The organism is Candidatus Saganbacteria bacterium, from assembly GCA_016223245.1.
In the GTDB taxonomy this organism is placed as follows: Bacteria; Margulisbacteria; WOR-1; order XYC2-FULL-46-14; family XYC2-FULL-37-10; genus JACRPL01.
Genome location: JACRPL010000006.1, coordinates 1 through 22,799 on the forward strand (window position 1 = coordinate 1; position 22,799 = coordinate 22,799).

Genomic DNA, 22,799 nt, shown 5'->3' on the forward strand with positions numbered 1-22,799 from the left:
GGATTAACAGCAGAAGCAGCTATAGTTTTATATCCTGAAGATATTTCTGAACTAGGAGCCTTTGTAGGAAGAGCAGCTAGAGCTTTATATCCTGAAAATATTTCTAAACTAGGAGTCTTTGTAGAAATAGCAGCTAGAGCTTTATATCCTGAAGATATTTCTAAACTAGGAGCCTTTGTAGAAATAGCAGCTAGAGCTTTATATCCTGAAGATATTTCTAAACAAGGAGCCTTTGTAGGAGGAGCAGCTAGAGCTTTATATCCTGAAAATATTTCTAGACAAGGAACCTTTGTAGGAGGAGCAGCTAGAGCTTTATATCCTGAAGATATTTCTAAACAAGGAACCTTTGTAGGAAGAGCAGCTATAGCTTTATATCCTGAAGATATTTCTAAACAAGGAACCTTTGTAGGAGGAGCAGCTATAGCTTTATATCCTGAAGATATTTCTGAACAAGAATTCTTTGTAGGAATAGCAGCTAGAGCTTTATATCCTGATTTTGAGCAGCAGATAAATTTTTTAAATGAAGTATCCAAAAGATCATGTATTGTCCCAGAAAAATTAATTCGACAGTTATTAAAAAGCAAAAAAAGACAACCCTTTGTTCCCATCCTTAATTTTGGGTCATTTCCAAAGTATTGCCATTGATGGGGATGACTGTATTTTGGTTTATGGCGGCAGATCGTTATTTGTTCTTGATGCAAAAGGTACGACTTAAGTCATTGGTCATTGGGATTTAGTGTATAATAATTATGTAATGCTAAAGAAAACCGACCAAAGTGCTATAAAATCATACCTCGAAGACAGCTCAAATCTTAAGGGATGCTTTGCTGAAGGCGTCTATTTTCCTGATAATGAAAAGGAAATTGGCGAAGCGCTAAAGGAATGCGCGTCAAAACAGGTGCCGATTACGGTTTCAGCGGGTTGTACGGGGACAACAGGAGGATGCATACCATATGGTGGCTGGTTGCTTGGGACTGAAAAGCTAAACAAAATCATCACCATCGATGAAAAAAAGAAGTTCGCAATAATTCAACCGGGGGTTTCATTGAGAAATTTTCAAGGACAATTACAAGGACGAGGTTTGTTCTACCCCCCAGACCCGACCGAAACATCAGCCTTTCTTGGAGGAAATGTCGCTACAAACGCTTCAGGCTCCAGAAGCTACCGATTTGGGTCGACACGAGATTGGGTTCGCCGGTTGAAAGTAGTTTTGACAAATGGAGAAGTTTTGGAATTAATCCGAAATCCTAAATCCGAAATCCGAAACAAATTCGAATTACCAAAGTATAAAATGCCAAACGTCAAGTCTTCCGCCGGTTACTATTCATCACCCAATATGGACTTGATCGATCTATTTATAGGATCGGAAGGAACGCTTGGAGTTGTTTCGGAGATCGAAGTCGGGCTTATTCCAAAGATGTTCGATACTTTTGATATTATCGCCTTTTTCCCGTCGGAAGAAAAAGTCATTCAATTCGTTGAATCGGCAAAGAAGCAGAAAGATGTTTTAACTCTTGAATATTTCGATCGCAATTCACTTGAACTATTAAGGTCTGATCATCCAAATATCCCGCAAGATGCCGGCTCTGCAATATATTTAGAAACAGAATTAACAGGAACAACAGGCATAACGGGCTCAACAGGTTCAACGTCCTTAGATAAATGGGCAGCTATTTTGGAAAGTAATGGCGCCAATTTGGAAACATCTTGGCTTGGAATGAATGAGAAGCAAAAAGCAGAATTAAAAGAATTTCGCCACAGTATGCCGGAGCATTTGAATGAAGAGTTTAGAAAACACAATACCGTCAAGCTTGCGACGGATATTGCCGTTCCTGACGATAGGTTTCGTGAGATGTTGGATTATTACAATACGCGTCTCGCGTCTCGCAGTACGCATCTCTTTTTTGTAAAATTCGGCCATATCGGACAAAGCCATCTTCATGTCAATTTAGTACCGAGAACGCAGGAAGATATTCCGCTCGCAAAAGAGCTCATTATGTTATTTGTTAAAAAGGCTATTTCTTTAGGAGGCACCTGCTCTGCCGAGCACGGTATCGGCAAGATCAAGTATCCTTATTTGCATGAGATGTTTGGGGATTCAGGCATTGCTGAAATGATACGAATAAAGAAGCTATTTGATCCTGCTTGCGTTTTGGGATTGGGCAATATATTTCCCGCAGATAGGTTGAAGTGAGGGTTAGGATGCCGGTTTAGTAGTTGGGTAAGGGTAATTAGTCCGGCCCTAGCCAAAAAACCTAACCCAAACTGGCTTCCTCACCTTAACCCTCACCTATCAACAAAAAGGGCCTCCTCCTTCGTCCCGATAAATCGGGACTTCGGAGGACAGCCCTTCTTAAATCTAATCGAATAATAGTCCGAAGCTCTCCGACGCCGAAGGCTATGGAGAGCGAAGGACTACATCATCCCTTCCATCCCGCCGTATCCGCCCATTCCGCCGCCGCCTGGCATTTGAGGCATTTTCTTGTCTTCTTCCGGCTTTTCAGCTATCAGTACGTCTGTAGTTAATAGCAGTGAAGCAATAGATGCGGCATTTTGCAATGCGGAACGAGTGACCTTTAGAGGATCAACAATGCCTGCTTTGAACATGTCAACATATTCAAAGGTTTGGGCATTGAATCCTGTTCCTGGCTTCTCTTTTCTGACGCGTTCGGCAACAACAGATCCTTCCCATCCCGCGTTCGTCGCGATCTGCTTTAGAGGTTCTTCGAGCGAGCGCCTAACTATCGATACGCCTACTCTTTCGTCACCTTGAGTTCCGGCTTCAAGTTTTTCAAGGAATGGGATTATATGCACCAAGCTTGAACCTCCGCCAGCAATGATGCCTTCTTCGACAGCCGCGCGGGTCGCCGAAAGTGCATCTTCGATGCGGTGCTTCTTTTCTTTAAGCTCGGTTTCTGTGGCGGCGCCTGCTTTAACAACAGCGACACCACCGGAAAGTTTCGCTAGCCTTTCCTGTAATTTTTCCTTGTCGTAAGACGAATCGGATGCCTCGATCTCTTTCTTGATCTGGGATATCCTGTCTTTTACCGACTTCTGCGATCCGGCGCCTTCGATTATCGTTGTGGTTTCTTTTTTAATCACGACTTTCTTGGCTTTTCCGAACCAATTATCCTGCACATTCTCCAAAGTTAAACCCTTGTCCTCGGATGCGACTTCGCCGCCGGTCAAAATGGCTATATCTTCAAGCATGGCTTTTCTTCTGTCGCCAAATCCCGGAGCTTTAACCGCAACGCAGTTAAGGGTGCCGCGGAGCTTGTTTACGACGATCGTTGCCAATGCTTCGCCTTCGATATCATCGGCAATAAGAAGCAATGGCTTGCTTAATTGGACCGATTTTTCAAGCGAAGGAAGAAGATCTTTGACTGCTGATATTTTCTTATCTGTAATAAGCATCAAGCAGTCTTCAAGCACCGATTCCATACGATCGCGGTCGGTTACCATATAAGGAGAGGCATATCCTTTATCGAATTGCATGCCTTCCACTACATCAAGGGTTGTTTCTATTCCCTTTGATTCTTCAACGGTTATAACGCCGTCTTTTCCGACTTTTTCCATTGCATCGGCGATCAAGTTCCCGATCTCCAGATCATTGTTCGCGGAAATTGTCGCAACCTGTGCGATAGCTTCTTTTGTTTCAACAGGCTTGCTTTGCTTTTTAAGCTCGGCAACCGCTGTCTCAACTGCTAGCTGTATCCCTTTTTTAAGCGCCATAGGGTTAGCGCCTGATACAACATTCTTTAACCCTTCCTTAAATATGATCTGTCCCAATACAGTTGCCGTGGTTGTTCCGTCACCTGCAATGTCGTTGGTCTTGGAAGCCACTTCTTTTAATAATTGGGCCCCCATATTTTCAAACGGATCTTCAAGGTCGATCTCTTTTGCAATAGTTACACCGTCATTTGTGATCGTCGGTGATCCCCATTTCTTCTCTAGAACTACGTTCCGTCCTCTTGGTCCAAGTGTTATCTTTACGGCGTTAGCTACTTTGGCTACGCCTTTTTCGACCGCGCGCCAAGCTTCATCGCCGAATTTCATTTGTTTAGATGCCATTAAAGTTCCACCTCCTTATAGTTTATCCTTTAACTGCTAATATATCCCTTTCCTGTAGAATTATATATTCCACATTGTCGATCTTAACCTCTGTGCCGCCATATTTGCTATAAATTACTTTATCGCCAATTTTAACTTCAACTGGCACCTTTTGGCCATTATCGAGTATTCTTCCGAAACCTACAGCTATTACCGTTCCCTCCGAAGGCTTTTCTTTTGCGCTATCTGGGATCACTATCCCCGAACGCGTTTTTTCTTCGGATGGCGCGGGCTGGATCACGACTCTGTCGCCTAATGGGGTCAATTTGTTTACTGACATTTTACACTTTCACCTCCCTGCCCGCCTTTGGCGGGCCTTTTATAATGTTAGCACTCTTGACACTCGAGTGCTAATTATAACAACTCGGCATTTTAATGTCAATATGTTATAATTTTCAAATGAAGAAGTATTTCGCAGGCATCGACATCGGGGGTACCAAAATTGCCTCTGCTATAGCTGATTCCAATGGAAAAATAGTTTCCGATATCAATGTGCCGACCCATGCCGATCAGGGTAAAACAAAAGTAATAGCCAACATCATTAAATCAGTCAAGACTTTGATCGCGGGGAATAAAGTAAAAGTTTCTGCGATCGGCATCGGTGCACCGGGGCCTATAATATATGATAAAGGAATAATAATTAACCCGCCCAACCTTTCCGGCTGGAAGAAAGTCAACTTAAAAAGCATCCTCGAAGATGAGTTTAATATGCCCGTTTATGTCGATAATGACGCAAACTGCGCTGCTCTTGGCGAGGCATTGTTCGGCGCCGGTGTTAATGCGAAAGATTTTCTATATATAACGGTATCAACTGGAATTGGCGGCGGCATTATTATCGATCGAAAGATATATCGCGGCAAGAACGGATCAGCCGGAGAGTTCGGCCATATGATAATCGATCCTAGCGGATATAAATGCGGGTGCGGGAATTACGGTGATCTTGAGGCAATGGCTTCGGGCACTTCAATAAGGAAAAGATCCGGTGATGATGCAATGGCGATCCATATCAAAGCAGGACAAGGCGATAAGAAAGCGCTGAAAGTCATAGATGAAACGACAAAATATTTGGGTATGGGCTTAGCTAATCTTATTAACATATTTAATCCCGAACTTGTCGTAGTCGGGGGCGGACTTTCAAATATGGGCGAGTTATTATTAAAACCTACGCGCAAATATGCCAAAGAATATTCCCTCCCCTTGCCCTACTCATCTGTAAAAATAGTTAGGGCCAAGCTCGGCTCAAATTCGGGTGTTATGGGGGCGATAGCCTTATGCCTATAGCCATCATCAATTACGGCGCGGGGAATTTGCGAAGTGTTGAAAAGGCTTTTGAAAAACTTGGGTTCCACGCTGAAATAACCAAAGACAATACTGCAATAAAAAACGCCGATGGGATCGTACTTCCCGGAGTCGGAGCATTTGATGCTGCAATGTCCGAGCTTCGAAAAGAAAATCTTGAAAAAGTGATCTTTGAAGTTATAGGCCTTGGAAAGCCATTTTTGGGCATATGTCTCGGCTATCAGATGTTGTTTGATTCGTCCGAAGAAGGGAATCTAAAGGGTTTTGGAATACTTAAAGGCCAAGTTAAGAGGTTTGATTTTAATAATTCTTCTTTTGTAAACCTATCTGTGCCGCACATGGGCTGGAACAGATTGCTTTTAAAACACAGATCGCCCATATTTTCTGGAATTATTTCCGGCTCTATGGTATACTTTGCTCATTCATTCTATCCCGTGCCAGTTGATGATATGATAATTTCTTCTTCGACCGATTATGGGATAGAATTTGCTTCATCGGTTTCTAAGGGGAATATTTTCGGCATCCAATTCCACCCCGAAAAATCTGGAGAAGTCGGGCTTAAAATTTTAAAGAACTTTGGAGCGTTATGTTCGAAATAATACCTGCGGTAGATATTTTAAATGGTAAGTGCGTAAGGCTTAAACAAGGAAGCTTTGACAAGGAGACTGTATTCTTTCAAAACCCTCTTGATGCCGCAAAGCATTTTGTCGAAAAAGGCGCAAAACGCCTCCATATTGTTGACTTAGACGGCGCAAGGACCGGGACTCCAAAGAACTTTGAAATAATAAAGACCATTTCCGAAAATATAACGATCCCGATCCAAGTCGGCGGCGGGTACAGGAAGATGGAAGATATCGAAGCTTTGGTCTCTCTTGGTATTTCTCGCGTAGTCCTTGGGACTTCCGCTATATTCAATCCAAACTTAATTATGAATGTTTGCGAGAGATATGACGACCAAATAGTAGTTGCAGTTGATGCCAAAGACGGTAAAGTCATGGCCAACGGTTGGACAAATGTTTCACAAAAAAGCGCAACTTCTCTTGCACAAGAAGCGGTTAGAATTGGCGTTAAGAGGTTTATATTCACCGATATAAGCCGCGACGGCATGATGGCAGGCCCAAACTTTGATGCGATCCAAAAGTTCGCTTCATCTGTGGATGTCCCAGTTATCGCTTCAGGCGGAATAACAAAAAAAGAAGATGTCGACAAACTTCGAGCTCTAAAAGTTGAAGGCTGCGTTATAGGGCAAGCGCTCTATATTGGAGCGATCAAGCTAGAAGATATTCTTTAAAGCCCCAGCCTCTTTCTCAATGCGTTGTGTTCGTCCCATAGTTCATCAGGAAGGTCTTTTCCAAACATCTTAAAGAATTCTTTTTGATCTTTAATTTCATCCACCCAATCTTTTTTATCGATAGTCAATAGTTTTTCCATATTACCTTTATTGATCTTAAGCCCTGTCAAATCAAGATCTTTTTGTTTCGGGATAAAGCCAATTGGAGCCTTTGCGGCTTTTGCCGTGCCCCTGCACCTGTCGATTATCCATTCAAGAACCCGTAAGTTTTCGCCGTATCCAGGCCATAAGAATTTGCCTTTAGGATCGGTCCTGAACCAATTGACATTGAAAATCTTTGGGGCTTTTTCCATTTTCTTTCCCATTTCTAGCCAATGTTTGAAATAATCGCCCATATTGTATCCACAGAACGGAAGCATGGCCATTGGATCGCGCCTAACAACGCCTTGGTTCCCTACTTGCGCCGCTGTGACCTCTGATGCCATAGTGGCGCCAACGAAAACGCCATGCTGCCAATTGAATGCTTCATAAACTAAAGGCGCCAAATGAGCCCTTCTTCCGCCAAATACTATTGCAGAAATTGGAACGCCGTGGTGGTGCTCAAGCCTATTAGTGATCGACGGGCATTGCGATAAAGGAGCTGTAAACCGGCTGTTTGGATGCGCGCCTTTTATAACTTTTCCATTTTCGTCCTGCATTCCCGGTTTCCAAGGCCTTCCCTGCCAATCTATCCCTTCATTTGGAGTTGGCGGATCGCCGCCTTCCCACCAAACTGTGTCGTCCATTTTTAACAGGACATTTGTGTAGATCGTATTTTCTTTGATAGTTACCATCGCGTTTGGGTTGGTTTTTGTGTTTGTTCCAGGGGCAACGCCAAACATCCCGTATTCAGGATTAATTGCCCAAAGCTGTCCGTCAGAATCGATCCTCATCCAAGCGATATCGTCGCCAACGGTCCATATTCTGTACCCTTTTCGTTTTAAACCTTCCGGAGGGATGAGCATTGCGAGATTTGTTTTTCCGCAAGCCGATGGGAACGCGGCCGCAACATAGGCAATATAACCAGTCGGATCTTCAACTCCCATAATAAGCATATGCTCGGCCATCCAGCCTTCTTGTCTGCCTTGCCATGAGGCTATCCTTAAAGCGAGGCATTTCTTGCCAAGAAGAACATTGCCGCCGTAGCCAGACCCTACGCTCCAGATCGTATTATCTTCCGGGAAATGAAGGATGAGCCTTTTGTTTATATCAAGGTCGGCTTTGCTGTGGAGGCATTTTGTAAAATCACCGTCAAGATCGAGCTTTTCTGTGACTTCAGTTCCAATTCTCGTCATTATTCGCATATTAAGAACAACGTAAATGCTATCTGTTATTTCAACGCCTAATTTGGAGAATGGAGATCCAACGGGCCCCATTGAAAATGGGATAACATACATAGTACGCCCGACCATCGAATTCTTGAAAAGCTCCCTAGATTTTTTATAGCCCTCTTTTGGGGGCATCCAATTGTTCGTTGGTCCCGCGTCATTTTTATTTTTCGTGCAGATATATGTTAAATGTTCGGTGCGGGCGACGTCGTTCACTGCCGTCCTGTGATAAAAGCATCCGGGCATCTTCTTTTGGTTCAATTCAATAAGTTCCCCGGTTTTAATGGCTTCCGCTTCAAGACGCGCTTTTTCTTCAAGCGATCCGTCGCAAACAACGATCTTGTCCGGATTGCACAGTTTTGCGCATTCTTTTATCCATTGATTGATCTTTTTGTGTTTTGTCGGCATTACTTACCTATTTTAGCATTAATTTGCGCGGCGTAAAAGCCCAAAGAAGAAATGTTGCTTCACATAGAGGCTGCTTCGGACCGTAAAGTACAACATATCAAGATTTGCTTCCCTCACCATTTGGACTATATCCTTGATATTGAATAAGTGAATATGTTCAGGAACGTTAAGCATTATAGGGATTGTAACGAAAGTCAGTTTTGCCTTTTCACCTATCTTTTTAAGCAGTGCTTTCGGATCGCGTATATGCTCCAATACTTCCGAAAGCTCGACAAGATCATAATTTTCCGAATAATCAGACTTGTCCAGGTCGCTTAGCTCGAATTGCATTTTTATTTTTGAGCCCTTGAATTTGTTATTGCAAAAATCTATTGCCGATCGGCTGATATCCACGCCTTTTATACGAAGGTCTTCCGGTAAAACCAGCGGGAGCTTTTCAATAGTATCGATTATCTCGCCGCACCCTACTCCTCCGATAAGCATTTTATCGATCTTCTCCAGCTTGAACGCGAGATAAAGAATTTCTCTTTTAACGATGGACCTCAATAAAAATGGCTCCGAAATCGAATAAAAGAGGGTCATGACGATCGGGTGCATCTTATCCTGGTAAAAAGTTTCGTTTATTTTTTCGAAGTCTTTTTCAGATGTTTTAGAAAGTGATTCTTTAACAGTTTCTATAAGGAATTTGAGGTCGCAGTTCAGGTAATTCATGCAGAAAACAAGCCTTTTATTCAGGTCGGAATAGAGCGCTTCTTGGCTTCCGTAAAATCCTGTTTTTTCGAATATTTCATAGAGATCCGGTGTTCCGGTCGTCTCTTTTATAAAATATTCGAGGTCGGGCCTTTTTAATTCCATATTAGGGGAATTATATCATAAGGAGAGAAATATTAGGCTGTGAAAACTATTTTTGGATTAATGCCTTCGATCTTGTATTCAATTACTGCAACGGAGCTTTCAACGCCGGCCTTTATCTCTGCCGGCAGCACGCCTGAAGAGAGGACTTCTCTTGCTGAAGAGGCTGCCTGTTTTGCTTCATCAACTAAAGCCATTATTTGCTGTTTGCTCGTTGCGGATTTCATTGCCGCAATTATGTTATCTATTTTTCCTTGGAGTTTTTTTGCATAAAATATTTTTTCTTCTCTTTTTCTTGCAAGTAATGCATCCTCTTTTTCATCGGGCCTATTTGCTTTAGATAAAGCTTCATTTATTTCTTTTCTTGCAGCAGCTATTACATTTGAAAGCCAATCTGATGCAGCGCTTAAAGAGAAGGATTGCGATTCATAATGTTCTCCATTTTCCGATGCCTTGTTTACTGGTTCAAATTTAATGTTTAAACCGAGCTTGATCGAGGTATCAATCAAGAAATCGGTTGCGGCGACTAATTCTTGATTTGCTGATTCTAGATCTTTTTTATCTTCGTTCGAAAGAGAATCTTTGTTTGCGAATTTGTATGTGCAGGCAAGCGCTTGGCTTCCGTCGATCAGATCTTGGGCGATCATTGAAGCTATCGTTTTGTCGTCAATTCCCGGAAGACGCCCGGCAATTATTGTTTGTGTTTTTGCTCTAGTTCTAGTATATTGCGCTGCGATCCTTGTTGCTTGTGCTTCATCCTTTGTGCCTCTAACCCTATCCAATGTCCTAGCTACGGCGGTATCTTCTTCCTTTGTTTCAACTGCAACTCGTCTTAATGTAGCCACATCCTGTTTTACTCTTATGAGCTCATACTTCCCTTCAGCTCTTTGTTGCAAAAAAGTTAATATAACGGTTGGATTGTTATCGTCATTAACTTTTATTTCAGCAGTTTTTAATGCCGCTTGCAAATTCTTCGGTGACTTGAGGTTTCCTGCCGCCTGGACCCCTAAATTTATTTCAACGCTCATGTTCTTTCTCCTTTATGCTTGTGATCTAATAAAGGCAATATCTTCGATCTGTTTGGTATCAACTAATATTTTAGATTCTTCGCTTAATCTTTTGACCAGTTTTGTAAGCATCTTCAACTTCTTTCCAAGCCGAGGATCGCTGTTCGATTCAAATACGGCTTTATCATGTTTGAGTTCCGACTCGGTAACATCGAGCATCCTCTTGTTCGCTTCATCACGCATGGAATCAAGTTCCGGTTTTGAAACTGAGAATCCAAGTTTTTCCAAGTTTTTCATGACACCCCTGATCTTGCTTTCGACAAGCGCATACGCGCCGCTCGATAGGTCGTATAGGGTCGCCCTTTCGTAAAAAGCTTCTTGGAGCATTTCTATGAGCTTCATTCGACCTATTGCCATTCCTTCTTTTTCAACTTTTTCAAGATCACCGAAATTTACGCCCAATCTAATTAATCCGCTCTTTAATTTTCTTATTTTGAAAGTGGTTTCAACGATGGATCTTAAGCCGCCTTTGACAGCGCGCTTCATGTACAAGGCTCGAAGCTGGTTCACCATCAGGTCTTTTTCATCGTCTTTTGAAAATTCATATCCGGTGTTTTGATCCTTGTTCTTGTTATTGTTTTCGTTCAGGTCCGTATTTGTCCCGTTACCGATATTCCCTTGGAATGGTGCAGGCGTTAATCCAAGATCCACAACTTTTTGTCCCCAAGTGTTCAAGAAATCATGCGGATTAAATCCTACTTTGCTTCCAAGCTTTAATATTTCGTTGAATTCTTTCGGGTCTACATTATCATGGAGCACTCTTTGGACGGATTTTTGCTCGATCTCCTCTTTTACAAAAGACCTCAATTCTTCTTTAACTTCAGTTGCTTTTTCGTTTAGCGCATTTTGGAGATTTCCCAAATGGCCGCCAAAATCCCATCCGCCAAGCTTTTGATTTGCAAAAGATTGGTCCAATAAATTGTTCAATCCTCTTGTGTTCATCGAAAACTCAATGCTGTTCTCGGGGCTCATTACGCGTTTTAAATACATTTCTTTGATTTGGCTCGTTATCTCCTGCCTTATGCTTTTGCTCACGGTATTTTGTATCGAAAGAAGGTCTTTTGCCGTTACCCCTTCTTCCTTCAAGGCTTTTTCAAGCGCCTCGATCTTTTTCTTGAGCTCGGACCCGCCTGTCAACAAAAATTGGGAATATAAGGCGCCATATTCTTTGACAAGCGGCGCGACTTTTTCCGATTGGGGCATCGGCTGTTCTCCGCCGTCATTCTTGTTCCCATTGCCGTTCTGATTGTTTTTTCTGCGTACTGTCGTTTGCAGGCTTAAGGTTGCGGCATCTTCTTTTTCCTCGCCTTCAGACTTAAACATCATGTCATACTCGTCCTTGATCTTGTTCTGGACCTTTCCTGTCAAATTATCGTTAAGAGATACTCCCGACCCTGCTAATTTTGAGACAAGATCGGAAACCATCTGTCTTTGGGCGCCGGCTTGTTCTTTCTTGGACGAGATAAGTTTTTCTATTATTGACTTGTCCAATGTTTTATCGGCTTGTTTTTTGTCATCAAGCTTGGCCATATCCGTTGCGGCATACTGCGTTTGCGCGGCCGCCATATCGTGCAAATGTGAATTTGTATTTAAAGCGTTAAGCGACATTTTTGAGCTCCTCGAGCTTTTGCACTACTTCTTCCGACTTCTCGAATTCATAAGCTTTCTTGAATGCTTCTTTTGCTTTGACCTTATCTTGGGCCATTTGATAAACGATACCTTCGTAATAAAAAGGAAGATATTTCGTGTTCCTAAGATTTTGGCTTGCCGATCTAGCTTTTGTCGGATCGATCTTTGAAGCGTACTCTAAAATATCGATCGCTTCTTTGTAGCTGCCTGCTCCCCCAAGTATCAATCCGATCAAACAATATGCTCCGGCTTCATTTGGATCGATAGCCATAGCCGCCTTAGCCATATTAAAGGCTTCTTTTGCCCTTTTTAATTTATATAAACCAAAAGCAATAGATGTATAAGCGGAGATCAATATATTTTCAGAAGGCGTTAGATCTATCGTCTTCCGGAATTCGGAAACAGCTTCTTCCGTCTTTCCGATCTCATTGTAGTTTGAAGCGAGGAAGAAATGAAAATATGGATCGTTTGGATTGCTTTCAACTTGAGCTTGCAAGATTCTGATATTCCTTTCTTTCTTTAGTTCTTTTGCGTCTTTTGTAAGCCTTGCCCCCCAATGGTAGATTGCAACATTTGGAATGACCTCGCCCGAAACCGCCTTTCCTTCTGTTGAATAAAGCTGTTCGTTGAACGCTCTTTCGAAGTGGATGCCTTTGTTGTTCCTCAAGACCTTTACTCTTGAGTAGGTATCGTCATAATTATAAGTTCCGGGCTTGCATTCCCGTATTTCTAAACTGTAGGCGTCTTCTTTTGCAGTTTTTAAAAATTCTTTTAAGTTAGCCCAATCTTCGATCTTTATCATTTCATCCGCATCTATCCATATAATCCAATCGGATTTCGCGCGTTTAAGAGATTCATTCCTAGCCGCCGAAAAATTATCGATCCATTTGAAATGGAAGATCTTTGCGCTATTCTCTTCGGCAACCTTAATCGTGTTGTCTGTCGAGCCGGTATCGACTAATATTATCTCATCAACGCCTTGCTTAAGGACTAGAAGAGTTCTTTTAAGCATTTCTTCTTCATTTTTAACTATCATGCATGCGCTTATTGACATATTAATTGCCCACCATAACGCTAATTTTAGGTTTTACGTTGTAGCCCCTTGCGGCCTTTTTTATCATTTCGGTATCGCCTATTTTCTTTTCGTATAGTTTAGTTATTGTCTTCTCGTGTTTTTTTATGACCTTATCGGCTCTTTTCAAATATGCTTCAAGCCTTTCAAGTTTGATCAATACTTCTTTTTTGTCGGTATCAAGCATATTGAGTTCGTATTCGATATTATTTTTTTCCGAGAGCAGATCGCCTTTGATCTTTCTGCATTGGTCAAGCTCCATTTCCTCTAATTTATCTTGGGTATAATAATCTTTTCTTCCCCATCTTTCAGCCTGGAGTATCAGCTGGGTTTTGATCTCGTTTAAGATGCTTTTTTGTGATTTTTTTGTTTTCTTAGCCATTATTTTGATCCTGTTATATCGAGCATTGCGACAGTGTATGCCCAATCCTGCGACAGTTTTGTTTCGATCTCATTTAGAGCCTCTTCCCTGACTTGAGCTTTTATTTCGTCTAAGGTCTCTGCCGATGCGCCTACAAGACCCATAAAAGCAGTGATACCGCTAAGCTTAACGTTTGCCATAAACCTTTCAAGGAGCATGTTGTGCGATTTTGATTTTTTGTAGATCTCTTTGAAGGATTGTTCAAGTGCGCCCATGTTCAATCCAAGTTGAGATTTAAGCGTTACGGCTTTTTCGCTTGTTGTGACCGAACTTGAGATCATCGCCGTATCTTCGATGCTTGGGAGCATAAGTTCCGGAGTCGATTTCTGCGATTGTACGGCTTGTGTTCCCGCAGTTTGCTTTGTTGCCCATTGGAGCCCTGTCGACATGTTAGGGTCTTGTTTTGCTAGCTGGTCCTGTTTTACCTCAAATTGCTCCTTTTGCTGTTGCTTGTTCTGCGCAGCATATAGTTTTTCTTTTGCGAAATCAGTTGTTAAATTAAGCGCCATAGCTCTACATATATATCGGGTTATTTAGAGGTAAACTTGCATGTTTTTTGAGGCGTTTTATGATTTTTTATTGCCGGAATAGGGTTTTTTAGATATTATATTTGATGCTGTTTTTTGATTTTGGCGAACATTACGGTCTTTTTTGCTGGTCGTCTTGCCCAAACTTTCTTTTTTAATCTTTGCGGTTTGAGTGCTTTGTTTTGCCGCTGCCAGTTTTCTTCCGGATGAATAGCGGGCGATGGCTTTTGCATTCGCTTTTCCTTCTGCTCTCCTTATTTCCGCTATAAGTTCCGCGATCTCTTCTTTTTTGTTCTTATATGTTATTGTTTGCCGCCTATATACCCTGCTGTTCAGCATATTCATAAAAATAGTATTTGATATTTTTGCATCCGACGCAGTTTTAAATTCGGCGAGCCTCCCTAATTCATTCAAGACCCAGTTATTCTGTTTTAGACCTTTTGCATTAGGGACTGATTCCAAGTTCTCAAATTGTGCGATCGCGTAGAATGCGTGCCCGGTAGCATTCGGGTTCACATTTTGGTATTTCTCCTGTCCTTTGTGCCACCATGGCATCGAATAAAAATCCCATCCTACTTTTGGATCAAAAGCGTCGAAACTTCCATAAGGAAGGTCATATCCGTCAAAAGTGAATTCGTCGAACAATTGCTGTGCGTTGTTCCTGACAGCCTTTTCGTTAATATCCGTATCTTCGTTATCCTCGCTTGGAAGAGAATTAATATAAGCCTGTGCCCCTGTTCTGATTTTTGCCCTGAAGCGCTTAAAAGCGACTTGGTCTTGAGCGTCCCTTGTCCCTCCGTTCTCGCCTTGGGCTTCACCGCCATCCCCTAAAGAAGGAGTTTTGTTGCTAATATTTACGTTCAACGACCAATTTTCACCGCCGGAATAAGCAGGAAGCAGCGTATGCAGGTAGTGCTGGGCCTTGAATGCCGAATCGAACCATGCAAGGCTTGTTTTGTCGGCATATTTGCCTTTGTTTGGATCATTTATCCAGCTATTCATCGTGTTGATCATTGCTTGGTCGTTGGGGCCGTTTGCGCTGCCGCCGTTATAAATATAGCGAAAAGAGCCAAAGATCTCGGACATTGTTGCAAAAATTGCCCGCCTATCGCGTACAATTCCTGTCGCCAAGAGAAAGGATTGGTATGGCGTAAGGTTGTCATAATCAAAATATCCAAAAGCTGTCTGACCATAATCTATCATAAGGTCATTTGGATCGTCTGAATTTGGATCATCGACATAAGCGATGTTCGTGCTGTTCATGCCCGACATTACGATCTCGTAATAACTCTTTCCGCCAAATGACGCCAATAGGTCGGAAGCATTATTTAAATAACTCCTGTAATCTCCAAAGGTTTCGTCCGGCGCGCCATTTATTAATTGTCCCGACGGATTATAATTGATCGCTTGCCTAAAAAGATTTGGATCGTCCATCCATGTATCGTTAAAAGACATATCCGAAGATTTATCTTTTAATAAGACCTGTTCTGCGGCTCCCGGATTATAATTTAAATTCTTGGATCCAAATATTCCCGATCCCGCGCCCCATTGGTTGCCTTGGGGATCGAGCAAATTATGCGTATAACCAAAGATATCATCATTGTACCCGTGATGACCATCCCACGGAGTTCCATTATCATTTGTTACTTTATGCACGGCTTCCTGCGGATCTGTGTATGCCTGGCCGAATTGAGTCAGGTCCTCTTTTGTGATCTCTACTCCGCCAAAAAGCTTGCTCATGTAATCCGGCATGAACTTTGACATTTTCATCAGATTGTTTATTCGTGATGCGACCCATTTAAATGCAGTAGTTGTTTCACCCTCGTGGAGGAATATTTTTTGGGTATCAGGCAGGTCCATGCTAGGAAATTCAATGGGCTTTACGAGGCCTATCGAATATCCATATGGATCGTCAAATATGCTGCTCATTTAGGCAACCTCGTTAGCCGAGCCATTTTTCAGCTGATTTTACATCGTTTAACTGTAGATTAAATATGCTGAAAGCGCCCTGGAAGATATCGGCATATTGCTGGCTTAATTGGCTGAATACGTATTGGCCTTGTACGCCGACTTTTTGCGCCGCTGAAAGTTTGATCTTTCCGGTATCTATTGCTTTGTCAGGATCAAGCCAATCGGCTAAAAGTTTTGGGAATTGGACTTCATAAATATCGTGGGCGATACTTTTTATATCCGATCTGCCGCCGGCGTTTATGTAACTTTTTACTACCGAATTTGGCACGTAAGACATTTTATTTCCTTTGATAAGAAGGCCCCTCGACTATGCTCGGGGCCCCTTATTTGGTTATTTACTGATACGCCCTTTTAACTGTTTCAGTCGCTTGCTTATAGGTTGATATACCTGTAGCCGCGTTCTGTGCGCCTTTTGTTACGCTCTCCATTTGGTTCTGGAACCATTGTCCGCCTGCTAAGTTGCTTATGTCTTTTTTCCCGACATAAAAACCTGTTCCATTGCCTTTTTCTGTTGCTGCAGAAATTTGTTCGTTAGTTAAGCCAACGTCATTCTGAACAGCGCCGCCGTCTACTTCGATAAATTTCATATCGAGTAAATCTGCCATTTTGGCATCAGCGGCTTTAAGAGCGGTCTGTATCCCTTCCTGCACTCCTGTTGGATTACTCATTTGTTCTCACCTCCTTTTCTTTTTTATTCCTTTGTAAAACAGCTTTGATTTTCTTTAGAAACCCTAATATCTTCTCTTCTGCCTCTTCTTCCTCTTGCCATTTTATACCGGCACAGAAATCCTCTTTATTTTTTAGAAGGTCCAGTTCTTTGAGTCCGCTTCCATTCGTTATCACTATGTTCTGGGCCTTTGCAATTTCCTTAAAACTATCAATGAACCTCACACTACTAATCGAGCTATCAAGCTTTAAACTTGCATTCGATTTTTCGTTTTTTATTGTTGAAAATACAATCGGGTCCATTAGACTATTACTCCTTTTTGATTAGCCAGCGAATAGTCGATTATTGGCGTTGCCTGGACGGAGGCGCCAGATGCATTGCTGTCCGCATTCTCAAAGTTGATTGGAGAAGCGCCTTTTGAAGCCAATAGGTCGTTTAAGTCCCTCATAGCTCTTTTTTTTATGTTGTCAGGCAGTTTCCCATTAATTTGTTCGACCATTGTCTTATCTCCTAGTTATGCCAATGTATAGACTGAATTGCCTTTGTTGCCTAATTCTTGGTGGATCTTTAATGGATCCGGTGAAACGTTATCCAGTTTTGCGGTTTGAGGCATTCTGATATTATTTTCGAGATAATTATTAATTGAGCCAAGTTTGCTTGTAGAAGTTTGATTGATCTTGTTATTGTTTATCGCGTCCATCACTTATATAGTCGAGGTCAAGAGGATAAAACTTGCATTAATTCTGAAGAATTATTTAAGCGTTACCGTAGTGGCGTGTTTTTGAAAATAACGACTTGAGGTATTTCGCCTGGTCGGAGGCTTCTTTCGCGGCTTTAGAGTGGAAATCGTCGGCTTTCGGCTTCTTTACAGGCGCTTTAGCCGCCAAGACCTCTTGTTTTCTTTCGGCCTTAATTTCTTCTTTAGCTATAGGCATTGAGTTTTTAGCCGATGCTTCGATCGGAATAGGCTGTTCTTTTGCGATAATAGGCTTTTTTGCCTCAATAATATTTGCGATATTCTTTGCGTTTTCCGCAACTTTTTCAAGGATCGTCCTTTTATTGTTTTTGTATTTTACAAAACTATTGATCTGCGAGAAAATAATTTTGATTTCTTCCCTAACGGCCTTTTGTTTGTTGTTTAATGTCGCCATGTCTCTTTTTAATTTGTTGAAATCTTGTGCCTTTGCCTTGATCAGATATTCCATCTGGCCTGCGATCTTTGGCTTATCTTTTTTGTATTTATCAAGACTTGTAACGAGGTTGTTGACCTCGTCTTTTCGTTTCTTGTAGAGGGTGGAAATATCCTTTGACTCGTGCTCGAGCTTTTGGATCTCTTGTTCTAAGTTTTGAATTTTAAGTTTTAATTTATTAAGCATAAGCTGCTTCTTTCTCGGCTTCAGCCAATAGGCTGCTTAAAAGCTCCAATTGGTTCTGCAATACTTTGTTGAGCTTGTCTGTAACTGCAAGTTTACCATCAATTTCTACGAAAAGATCGGATAGGTCTGCTGTATCGTTTTCATCTGTTCCGGCAGATGCGGCCGAAACAGGGATAGCAAGCATCGCTTCATTTATCGGGGTCAAACCGCCTTTTCTGCCCAATGATTTGACCTTAGAATCGATCTTTCCTGAAAGCTTGTTAAATGATTTGATCGATTGCCTGGCTGTTCCCTCAACCTGCTCCGCTTCTCCTCTCAATATGTTCAATCTTCCGCTGTCCGAAACGCTCACAGGCCCTTTGGCCGCTAAAGCTTCTATCATCGGTGTTATCAATTGCATATTTTCTTTTGAAGCGAATGTCCCAAGTTTTTCGATGGCATTTTTCGCCTTAACCAATTCTTCTTGGCTTAGGTCCTCGCCTTTGAGCTTCTTCATTATGAGATTTTTAAGTAATGCCGCGGCTTGCTTTGTTTCTCTTGCAGGGACGAAATTATTAATATATAGGTCCTGATATATTTGCTGGAGCATGTCAGGATCTTTAATGTCATCAAGAGATATCTCTTTGAGGGCCACTTTTTCTTTAGCTTCGATCTGCGCCTTGAAATCGATCGGCGCCAAGTTCTCGGCGACGGAAGCCATAAGCCGTGAATTTACAACTGTATTTGGGAGATCGGTTAATGCTGCGGCAAGCGCTGCTTCATGTGGAAGCATTTCGGCTGTCACAGCAGCTATCTGTTCCTTTGTTTTTGCGGTTTCGAGCTTGGCTTTTGCAGAGATCGCGGCCTTAATTTCTTTCCTGATCGCATCTATATTCTGTTTAACTTGATCTTCTGTCCTTAGCTGTTCAAAGTCCGGATTATTAAATATCGGCGCATCAGAGTCTTTGTCTGATTCTTTTAGTATTCTTTCCGATGCATCTTTCTTGGCTTGGAGCGACGCTAATGACTGTTCAAGGCTTGCCAACTGTATTTCTATTTCAGAGATAGCAGCTATCATGTCGGCATATGCCATAAGGAGCTTAGCTTGGGTTTGAGCGTTTGCGGTATGTGAATATTCGGCTTCCGCGGCCTTGAATATATTGACCGAATCTTTATATTTCTTGGCGAGATCGACAGATATTGATCCTAATCTCTTATAGGCTTCATCCTCGTTTCTCTTAAGTTCCGTGCGCGCTTTGCTGTATTCGATCAATTTAGCAAGAACTTTATTGCTCTTAAGAGTTTTGTATCCGTCCGCTCCAGATTTTATAAGGTTCATTATTGATTGCGCTATCTCTTGAGAGGTCCTATAATTAATTTCTGTGGTCTCCTTCAAAAGTTCCGCGTCGCCTGAAAACAGCGCTTCCTTTTCAGTTTCGTCTGTGATTATATCCTGCGCAGCGCCGTCAATTTCTTTTGAAGAAACATTATTCGATGATGATCCAACTTTATTGTTATCTTCAAAAGTTTTAGCATCCTTTGATATCCTTTCTGAAATTTCTTTTCCTCTTCTTCCAGAATCGTAAATGGCCCCAATAAGCGTATCCGCAAGGGTATTGACAATTGAAATAGCAACAGATGCGATCGCAAGGCTTTTTTTGCTGTCAGCCAACTTTTCCACTTCGGTTCTCTCGGCTTCTGACAGGGGCGCTGTTTTATTATCTTCGGTTACAGGGTCAGTGATCATTTTATCGATCTTGTTTTGCTTCAAATCCGATACTGTTCCAACCGCAATTTGAACAGCCGCCATTCCCAAGTCAAACGATTTTTGCCAAATAGCCCTTGTGTAATCAGCTTTTTGGTTTTGTCGCTCGATGTAATGCTGCATTGCCTGTAATTTTACTTGCAGGCCTTGAAGTAAAAATGTTTGCTTGTTAGATACGAGCCTGCTTGCAGCGTCAGAGGCCGAAGCTGTTGAGCTTCCGTATGCGGCGGCTATAGTATTTTGGATGTCGGACAGGGCGCGTCGAGCGTCCGAGATCATTATTGCTACTCTCATATTTGTGAATGTTTGATTTTCCATTATAGTAAGATTTCCCGAATTGATCCCGATCCTGCCGCCGCCTAAATTTTCGGTCATGCTCATGTCAAAATCCCTTCCGGTTTCCATTGAATCAATTTGCTCAAGAGCAGATTTATTCTGTAGATCCGGAGATTTTTGCTTGCCTTGAGGAGCTCTTATCTGTCCGTTCCCTTTGTTCGCATAGGCCGCATTTGTTACAAGGTCGGTAATGATATTTGCGGCGCCAACTATGGCTGTTGTAAGAGAAGCGACAACTCCGACTCCTGCTGCTCCAATGCCTAAGCAGGCTCCTGCCACGACCGCTGTAACTCCAATTTTCCAATATGCCGAAGTTACCGCTTTGTCGGCTTCGTGTGCCCGTTTCGATACAGTTATTTGCTCCTGCAAATGCTGTTTGATATAGTTTGATATTTGAAGGTTCTTTTGCAGATTTGACCTGTTAATTGCTGATATGGTGTTTGGCGTATTTGCGGACACGGCTGAGAACATATTGGCTATTTCATTTTTTGTTTCGTGCATCGCGGCAATAAGCGCCCTCACGTCAGCCGCTATATTTAACATAGCGAGCGATCTTTTGACAGTTTCGGTATTTATAGTACTGTATCCATCTCCTGCATCGGCTATGCCGTTAGCGGCTAAATTGGCCAAAGCTTCATTTTCGAGCTGTTCGGCTTTCCCAAGTATCGCGGCTTCTCTATTTTTTGCTTTGGTCGATTTTGCGTCATTTGTAACTTTGTCCACGGTCGTATTTACGCTCTGTTCCATATAATGGGCTCTTATTTTGCCGATGCTTCCCGAATAGTTTATGCCGTATGCCGCCGTGTCAGACCATTTGTTGTTGTAAAGGTCGGCTATTCCGGTGCCTATCCCTTGTCCAAGAGCAAATCCAATACTAATACCCGCCGATACCGCCGCTTCAGCGCCAATTTCAAAAGCTTTTGAAACTCCATACCCTATGCCGGCTCCTAATGCGGCCGAAACTACCGCCAAGCCAAGCGATATACCCATGATCCTAGTCGCGTTATCCATTTGTATCTCTTGGGCATGCTTCATATTGAACGCGTCGACAATGTCCTGCTGGTTTGCGACCGTGAACTGGAACTCTGTTTTTTTTATTTCAAAATGGGATTCGAGGACAGAATTCAATATTGCAGGCGAATTAATGCCTCTTAATCCGGTGTGAGCCGAAAAAACGAGATTATTTAAATTGGCTTTCATTTTTTTTGCTTCGTTTAAAAGTCTGATGGCATTTTGCACGCCGCTTAATGCCTTATATTCAAGGCCGATAGCCGCATAATCCATGGCTTTATATCCATCATCGATCCTATCCTGGTATTTAGAGTCGATATTGGCGATTATCCTATTTTCGACAGCCTCCATTTGCGATTCTTTAGATTTATCTTTTGCTTTATCCAGCGCTTTATTGTCGATTATCCGTGTATTGGACGGGTCTTGCACGTCGTCCTGTATGTCGGCTATTTTTGACGCGCCCCATTTTGAAAGAGCTGCCGCGGCAGAAATTGCCGCAACCGTCAATACTGCGCCAATGCCTGTCCACGAAAAAATTGCTCCGACAATAGCAACTACAAGCGCCGCGACCTGCAAGAAGCTCCCCATAAAATGGAGGAATTGGTAGCCCGCAGAATTCAATTTGTCGATCTGCTTTTGCATATATCTAGACTGGTTTGTAAGTTTTGCAATGGCGATCAAATTTGTCGATTGGGTATTGAATACCGACATTGTGCGTCCCGCTTCTTTTTCGAACAATTGCTGGTATGCTTTTGCTTTTGAATCCGAGCCTTTGACCTCGTTTGAGGCTTCAAAGATCAGGTTTCCCGCATCAGCTTTGACTTCGCGGGAGGCTAAGATATGCCTTTGGACATTCAAAATATTGGTTAATTTTTTCTTTAATTCGTCGATCGATTTTCTAAGCGATGGGACGTCGATATAGTCGCCGCTGCCGTCGTTTTGGTAAAGGCCCGTATTCAATCCGTTAAAAGCATCCGTTGCCCGGGTGGAAAAATCGCCATTAAGCCCCGCAAGCCCTTTTTGGTTCACGGCCTTGTTCAATTGGGAATAGCTTTCCTGCATTGCCGCGTTGAATTCATCGGTTATTTTTTTCTTTTCTTCCGCTCTCCAATCTTCATCGTCACAGAACGGCAAACTATCATGCCATTCCGAGGCTTCCTCGTCGATCTCCGCATTACGATTATTTAATACTGCCTGGTTGTATGTTTGTATCTTGGACATAATGCTTGAGACGCCCTGGTTATACATCTCATCCCTTAAGCTGATGCTCTTTAATGCCGTTTCAATCTGCGAAGGCTTCTTTGATTTTTTAGCGTCGCTTATCTGCGCTTTTTGGAAATTAATTTCGAAAAGCATTTCGTTCAATTCTCTTCTTGTTTCATTGTAAACCGCGAGATTGAGCGATAAATAGTCTCTTGTGTTGTTTAAGTCGTAAAGCGCTCCAAGGTTTTTACCGTCGGCTACTTGGAAGCTTCCTTTTGAGTTTGTAAAATCGCCGCCTGCAGCATAGATAGCGGACTTTTTAGCGTCATAATATTCTTCAAAGTTTTGGATATAGCCAGAATCGTCCATGCGGCCGCTTTCACTGTTTTGGAAGTAGTCGTCAACTTTGACCGTATTTTGATTGGATATAGGCGCGCTTGTATTCATT

The 22,799-nt window shown here is 42.3% G+C and carries 22 protein-coding genes; 5 read left to right on the forward strand and 17 right to left on the reverse strand.

Annotated elements, in window-relative coordinates; all coding sequences use genetic code 11:
- Positions 1-645: hypothetical protein (locus tag HZC34_01790; GenBank protein ID MBI5700562.1), on the forward strand; the 645-nt coding region annotated here is incomplete at its 5' end.
- A gap of 109 nt (positions 646-754) precedes the next feature.
- Positions 755-2,194: an FAD-binding oxidoreductase gene (locus tag HZC34_01795; protein ID MBI5700563.1), complete on the forward strand. Its 1,440-nt coding sequence runs from the start codon at positions 755-757 to the stop codon at positions 2,192-2,194.
- Positions 2,195-2,415: 221 nt separating this feature from the next.
- On the opposite strand, the gene groL is transcribed toward HZC34_01795, so the two are convergent.
- Positions 2,416-4,071, reverse strand: coding sequence for a chaperonin GroEL (gene groL / locus HZC34_01800; GenBank protein ID MBI5700564.1), 1,656 nt, complete (start codon positions 4,069-4,071; stop codon positions 2,416-2,418).
- Between the two features lie 22 nt (positions 4,072-4,093).
- Complete coding sequence (gene groES, locus HZC34_01805) at positions 4,094-4,390, reverse strand: co-chaperone GroES (protein MBI5700565.1); 297 nt, start codon at positions 4,388-4,390, stop codon at positions 4,094-4,096.
- A 119-nt stretch (positions 4,391-4,509) separates the two neighbouring features.
- Between groES and HZC34_01810 the strand changes: the two genes are divergently transcribed.
- From HZC34_01810 to hisA, 3 genes are read left to right on the forward strand one after another with little or no spacing between them, the layout of a single operon-like run.
- Positions 4,510-5,391 carry an ROK family protein gene (locus HZC34_01810; GenBank protein ID MBI5700566.1) on the forward strand — a complete coding sequence of 294 codons (882 nt, stop codon included), beginning with the start codon at positions 4,510-4,512 and terminating at the stop codon, positions 5,389-5,391.
- A complete protein-coding gene (gene hisH, locus HZC34_01815) occupies positions 5,382-6,008 on the forward strand; it encodes an imidazole glycerol phosphate synthase subunit HisH (GenBank protein ID MBI5700567.1) in 627 nt (208 codons plus the stop codon). The genes HZC34_01810 and hisH overlap by 10 nt, the downstream gene beginning before the upstream one ends.
- Complete coding sequence (gene hisA / locus HZC34_01820) at positions 5,996-6,700, forward strand: 1-(5-phosphoribosyl)-5-[(5-phosphoribosylamino)methylideneamino]imidazole-4-carboxamide isomerase (protein MBI5700568.1); 705 nt, start codon at positions 5,996-5,998, stop codon at positions 6,698-6,700. Before hisH ends, hisA begins: the two co-directional genes overlap by 13 nt.
- Here hisA and HZC34_01825 read toward each other — a convergent pair.
- The 15 genes from HZC34_01825 to HZC34_01895 are packed head-to-tail and all read right to left on the reverse strand — an operon-like array spanning position 6,697 to position 22,798.
- Complete coding sequence (locus tag HZC34_01825; protein MBI5700569.1) at positions 6,697-8,475, reverse strand: phosphoenolpyruvate carboxykinase (GTP); 1,779 nt, start codon at positions 8,473-8,475, stop codon at positions 6,697-6,699. The two genes, hisA and HZC34_01825, sit on opposite strands and share 4 nt — an antisense overlap.
- A gap of 18 nt (positions 8,476-8,493) precedes the next feature.
- The gene (locus HZC34_01830; protein MBI5700570.1) at positions 8,494-9,330 is read right to left on the reverse strand and encodes a class I SAM-dependent methyltransferase; all 837 of its coding nucleotides are present in this window, start codon (positions 9,328-9,330) and stop codon (positions 8,494-8,496) included.
- A 32-nt stretch (positions 9,331-9,362) separates the two neighbouring features.
- Positions 9,363-10,355: a hypothetical protein gene (locus tag HZC34_01835; protein ID MBI5700571.1), complete on the reverse strand. Its 993-nt coding sequence runs from the start codon at positions 10,353-10,355 to the stop codon at positions 9,363-9,365.
- A gap of 12 nt (positions 10,356-10,367) precedes the next feature.
- Positions 10,368-12,002, reverse strand: a complete 1,635-nt coding sequence (locus tag HZC34_01840) for a hypothetical protein (GenBank protein MBI5700572.1) — start codon at positions 12,000-12,002, stop codon at positions 10,368-10,370.
- A complete protein-coding gene (locus HZC34_01845) occupies positions 11,992-13,077 on the reverse strand; it encodes a glycosyltransferase (protein MBI5700573.1) in 1,086 nt (361 codons plus the stop codon). Before HZC34_01845 ends, HZC34_01840 begins: the two co-directional genes overlap by 11 nt.
- Position 13,078: 1 nt before the next feature.
- Entirely contained in the window at positions 13,079-13,477 is a 399-nt protein-coding gene (locus tag HZC34_01850) for a hypothetical protein (GenBank protein ID MBI5700574.1), read from the reverse strand.
- The gene (locus HZC34_01855; protein ID MBI5700575.1) at positions 13,477-14,025 is read right to left on the reverse strand and encodes a hypothetical protein; all 549 of its coding nucleotides are present in this window, start codon (positions 14,023-14,025) and stop codon (positions 13,477-13,479) included. The genes HZC34_01850 and HZC34_01855 overlap by 1 nt, the downstream gene beginning before the upstream one ends.
- Before the next feature lie 57 nt (positions 14,026-14,082).
- Complete coding sequence (locus HZC34_01860) at positions 14,083-15,972, reverse strand: hypothetical protein (GenBank protein ID MBI5700576.1); 1,890 nt, start codon at positions 15,970-15,972, stop codon at positions 14,083-14,085.
- A 13-nt stretch (positions 15,973-15,985) separates the two neighbouring features.
- Positions 15,986-16,291: a hypothetical protein gene (locus HZC34_01865; GenBank protein MBI5700577.1), complete on the reverse strand. Its 306-nt coding sequence runs from the start codon at positions 16,289-16,291 to the stop codon at positions 15,986-15,988.
- Positions 16,292-16,349: 58 nt separating this feature from the next.
- The gene (locus HZC34_01870; GenBank protein MBI5700578.1) at positions 16,350-16,682 is read right to left on the reverse strand and encodes a hypothetical protein; all 333 of its coding nucleotides are present in this window, start codon (positions 16,680-16,682) and stop codon (positions 16,350-16,352) included.
- Positions 16,675-16,983 (reverse strand): hypothetical protein, encoded by a 309-nt coding sequence (locus tag HZC34_01875; GenBank protein MBI5700579.1) that lies wholly within the window; start codon positions 16,981-16,983, stop codon positions 16,675-16,677. Before HZC34_01875 ends, HZC34_01870 begins: the two co-directional genes overlap by 8 nt.
- Positions 16,983-17,180 carry a hypothetical protein gene (locus HZC34_01880; protein MBI5700580.1) on the reverse strand — a complete coding sequence of 66 codons (198 nt, stop codon included), beginning with the start codon at positions 17,178-17,180 and terminating at the stop codon, positions 16,983-16,985. The genes HZC34_01875 and HZC34_01880 overlap by 1 nt, the downstream gene beginning before the upstream one ends.
- Before the next feature lie 15 nt (positions 17,181-17,195).
- Positions 17,196-17,384 carry a hypothetical protein gene (locus HZC34_01885; GenBank protein MBI5700581.1) on the reverse strand — a complete coding sequence of 63 codons (189 nt, stop codon included), beginning with the start codon at positions 17,382-17,384 and terminating at the stop codon, positions 17,196-17,198.
- A 52-nt stretch (positions 17,385-17,436) separates the two neighbouring features.
- Positions 17,437-18,057: a hypothetical protein gene (locus tag HZC34_01890; GenBank protein ID MBI5700582.1), complete on the reverse strand. Its 621-nt coding sequence runs from the start codon at positions 18,055-18,057 to the stop codon at positions 17,437-17,439.
- On the reverse strand, positions 18,050-22,798 hold the full coding sequence (locus HZC34_01895; protein MBI5700583.1) for a hypothetical protein: 4,749 nt from the start codon (positions 22,796-22,798) through the stop codon (positions 18,050-18,052). The genes HZC34_01890 and HZC34_01895 overlap by 8 nt, the downstream gene beginning before the upstream one ends.
- Between the last annotated feature and the right edge of the window lies 1 nt (position 22,799).

Coding starts and splice junctions, on each gene's coding strand:
- HZC34_01795 (MBI5700563.1), top strand. CDS start 755: ATGCTAAAGAAAACCGACCAAAGTGCTATAAAATCATACCTCGAAGAC.
- groL (MBI5700564.1), bottom strand. CDS start 4,071: ATGGCATCTAAACAAATGAAATTCGGCGATGAAGCTTGGCGCGCGGTC.
- groES (MBI5700565.1), bottom strand. CDS start 4,390: ATGTCAGTAAACAAATTGACCCCATTAGGCGACAGAGTCGTGATCCAG.
- HZC34_01810 (MBI5700566.1), top strand. CDS start 4,510: ATGAAGAAGTATTTCGCAGGCATCGACATCGGGGGTACCAAAATTGCC.
- hisH (MBI5700567.1), top strand. CDS start 5,382: ATGCCTATAGCCATCATCAATTACGGCGCGGGGAATTTGCGAAGTGTT.
- hisA (MBI5700568.1), top strand. CDS start 5,996: ATGTTCGAAATAATACCTGCGGTAGATATTTTAAATGGTAAGTGCGTA.
- HZC34_01825 (MBI5700569.1), bottom strand. CDS start 8,475: ATGCCGACAAAACACAAAAAGATCAATCAATGGATAAAAGAATGCGCA.
- HZC34_01830 (MBI5700570.1), bottom strand. CDS start 9,330: ATGGAATTAAAAAGGCCCGACCTCGAATATTTTATAAAAGAGACGACC.
- HZC34_01835 (MBI5700571.1), bottom strand. CDS start 10,355: ATGAGCGTTGAAATAAATTTAGGGGTCCAGGCGGCAGGAAACCTCAAG.
- HZC34_01840 (MBI5700572.1), bottom strand. CDS start 12,002: ATGTCGCTTAACGCTTTAAATACAAATTCACATTTGCACGATATGGCG.
- HZC34_01845 (MBI5700573.1), bottom strand. CDS start 13,077: ATGTCAATAAGCGCATGCATGATAGTTAAAAATGAAGAAGAAATGCTT.
- HZC34_01850 (MBI5700574.1), bottom strand. CDS start 13,477: ATGGCTAAGAAAACAAAAAAATCACAAAAAAGCATCTTAAACGAGATC.
- HZC34_01855 (MBI5700575.1), bottom strand. CDS start 14,025: ATGGCGCTTAATTTAACAACTGATTTCGCAAAAGAAAAACTATATGCT.
- HZC34_01860 (MBI5700576.1), bottom strand. CDS start 15,972: ATGAGCAGCATATTTGACGATCCATATGGATATTCGATAGGCCTCGTA.
- HZC34_01865 (MBI5700577.1), bottom strand. CDS start 16,291: ATGTCTTACGTGCCAAATTCGGTAGTAAAAAGTTACATAAACGCCGGC.
- HZC34_01870 (MBI5700578.1), bottom strand. CDS start 16,682: ATGAGTAATCCAACAGGAGTGCAGGAAGGGATACAGACCGCTCTTAAA.
- HZC34_01875 (MBI5700579.1), bottom strand. CDS start 16,983: ATGGACCCGATTGTATTTTCAACAATAAAAAACGAAAAATCGAATGCA.
- HZC34_01880 (MBI5700580.1), bottom strand. CDS start 17,180: ATGGTCGAACAAATTAATGGGAAACTGCCTGACAACATAAAAAAAAGA.
- HZC34_01890 (MBI5700582.1), bottom strand. CDS start 18,057: ATGCTTAATAAATTAAAACTTAAAATTCAAAACTTAGAACAAGAGATC.
- HZC34_01895 (MBI5700583.1), bottom strand. CDS start 22,798: ATGAATACAAGCGCGCCTATATCCAATCAAAATACGGTCAAAGTTGAC.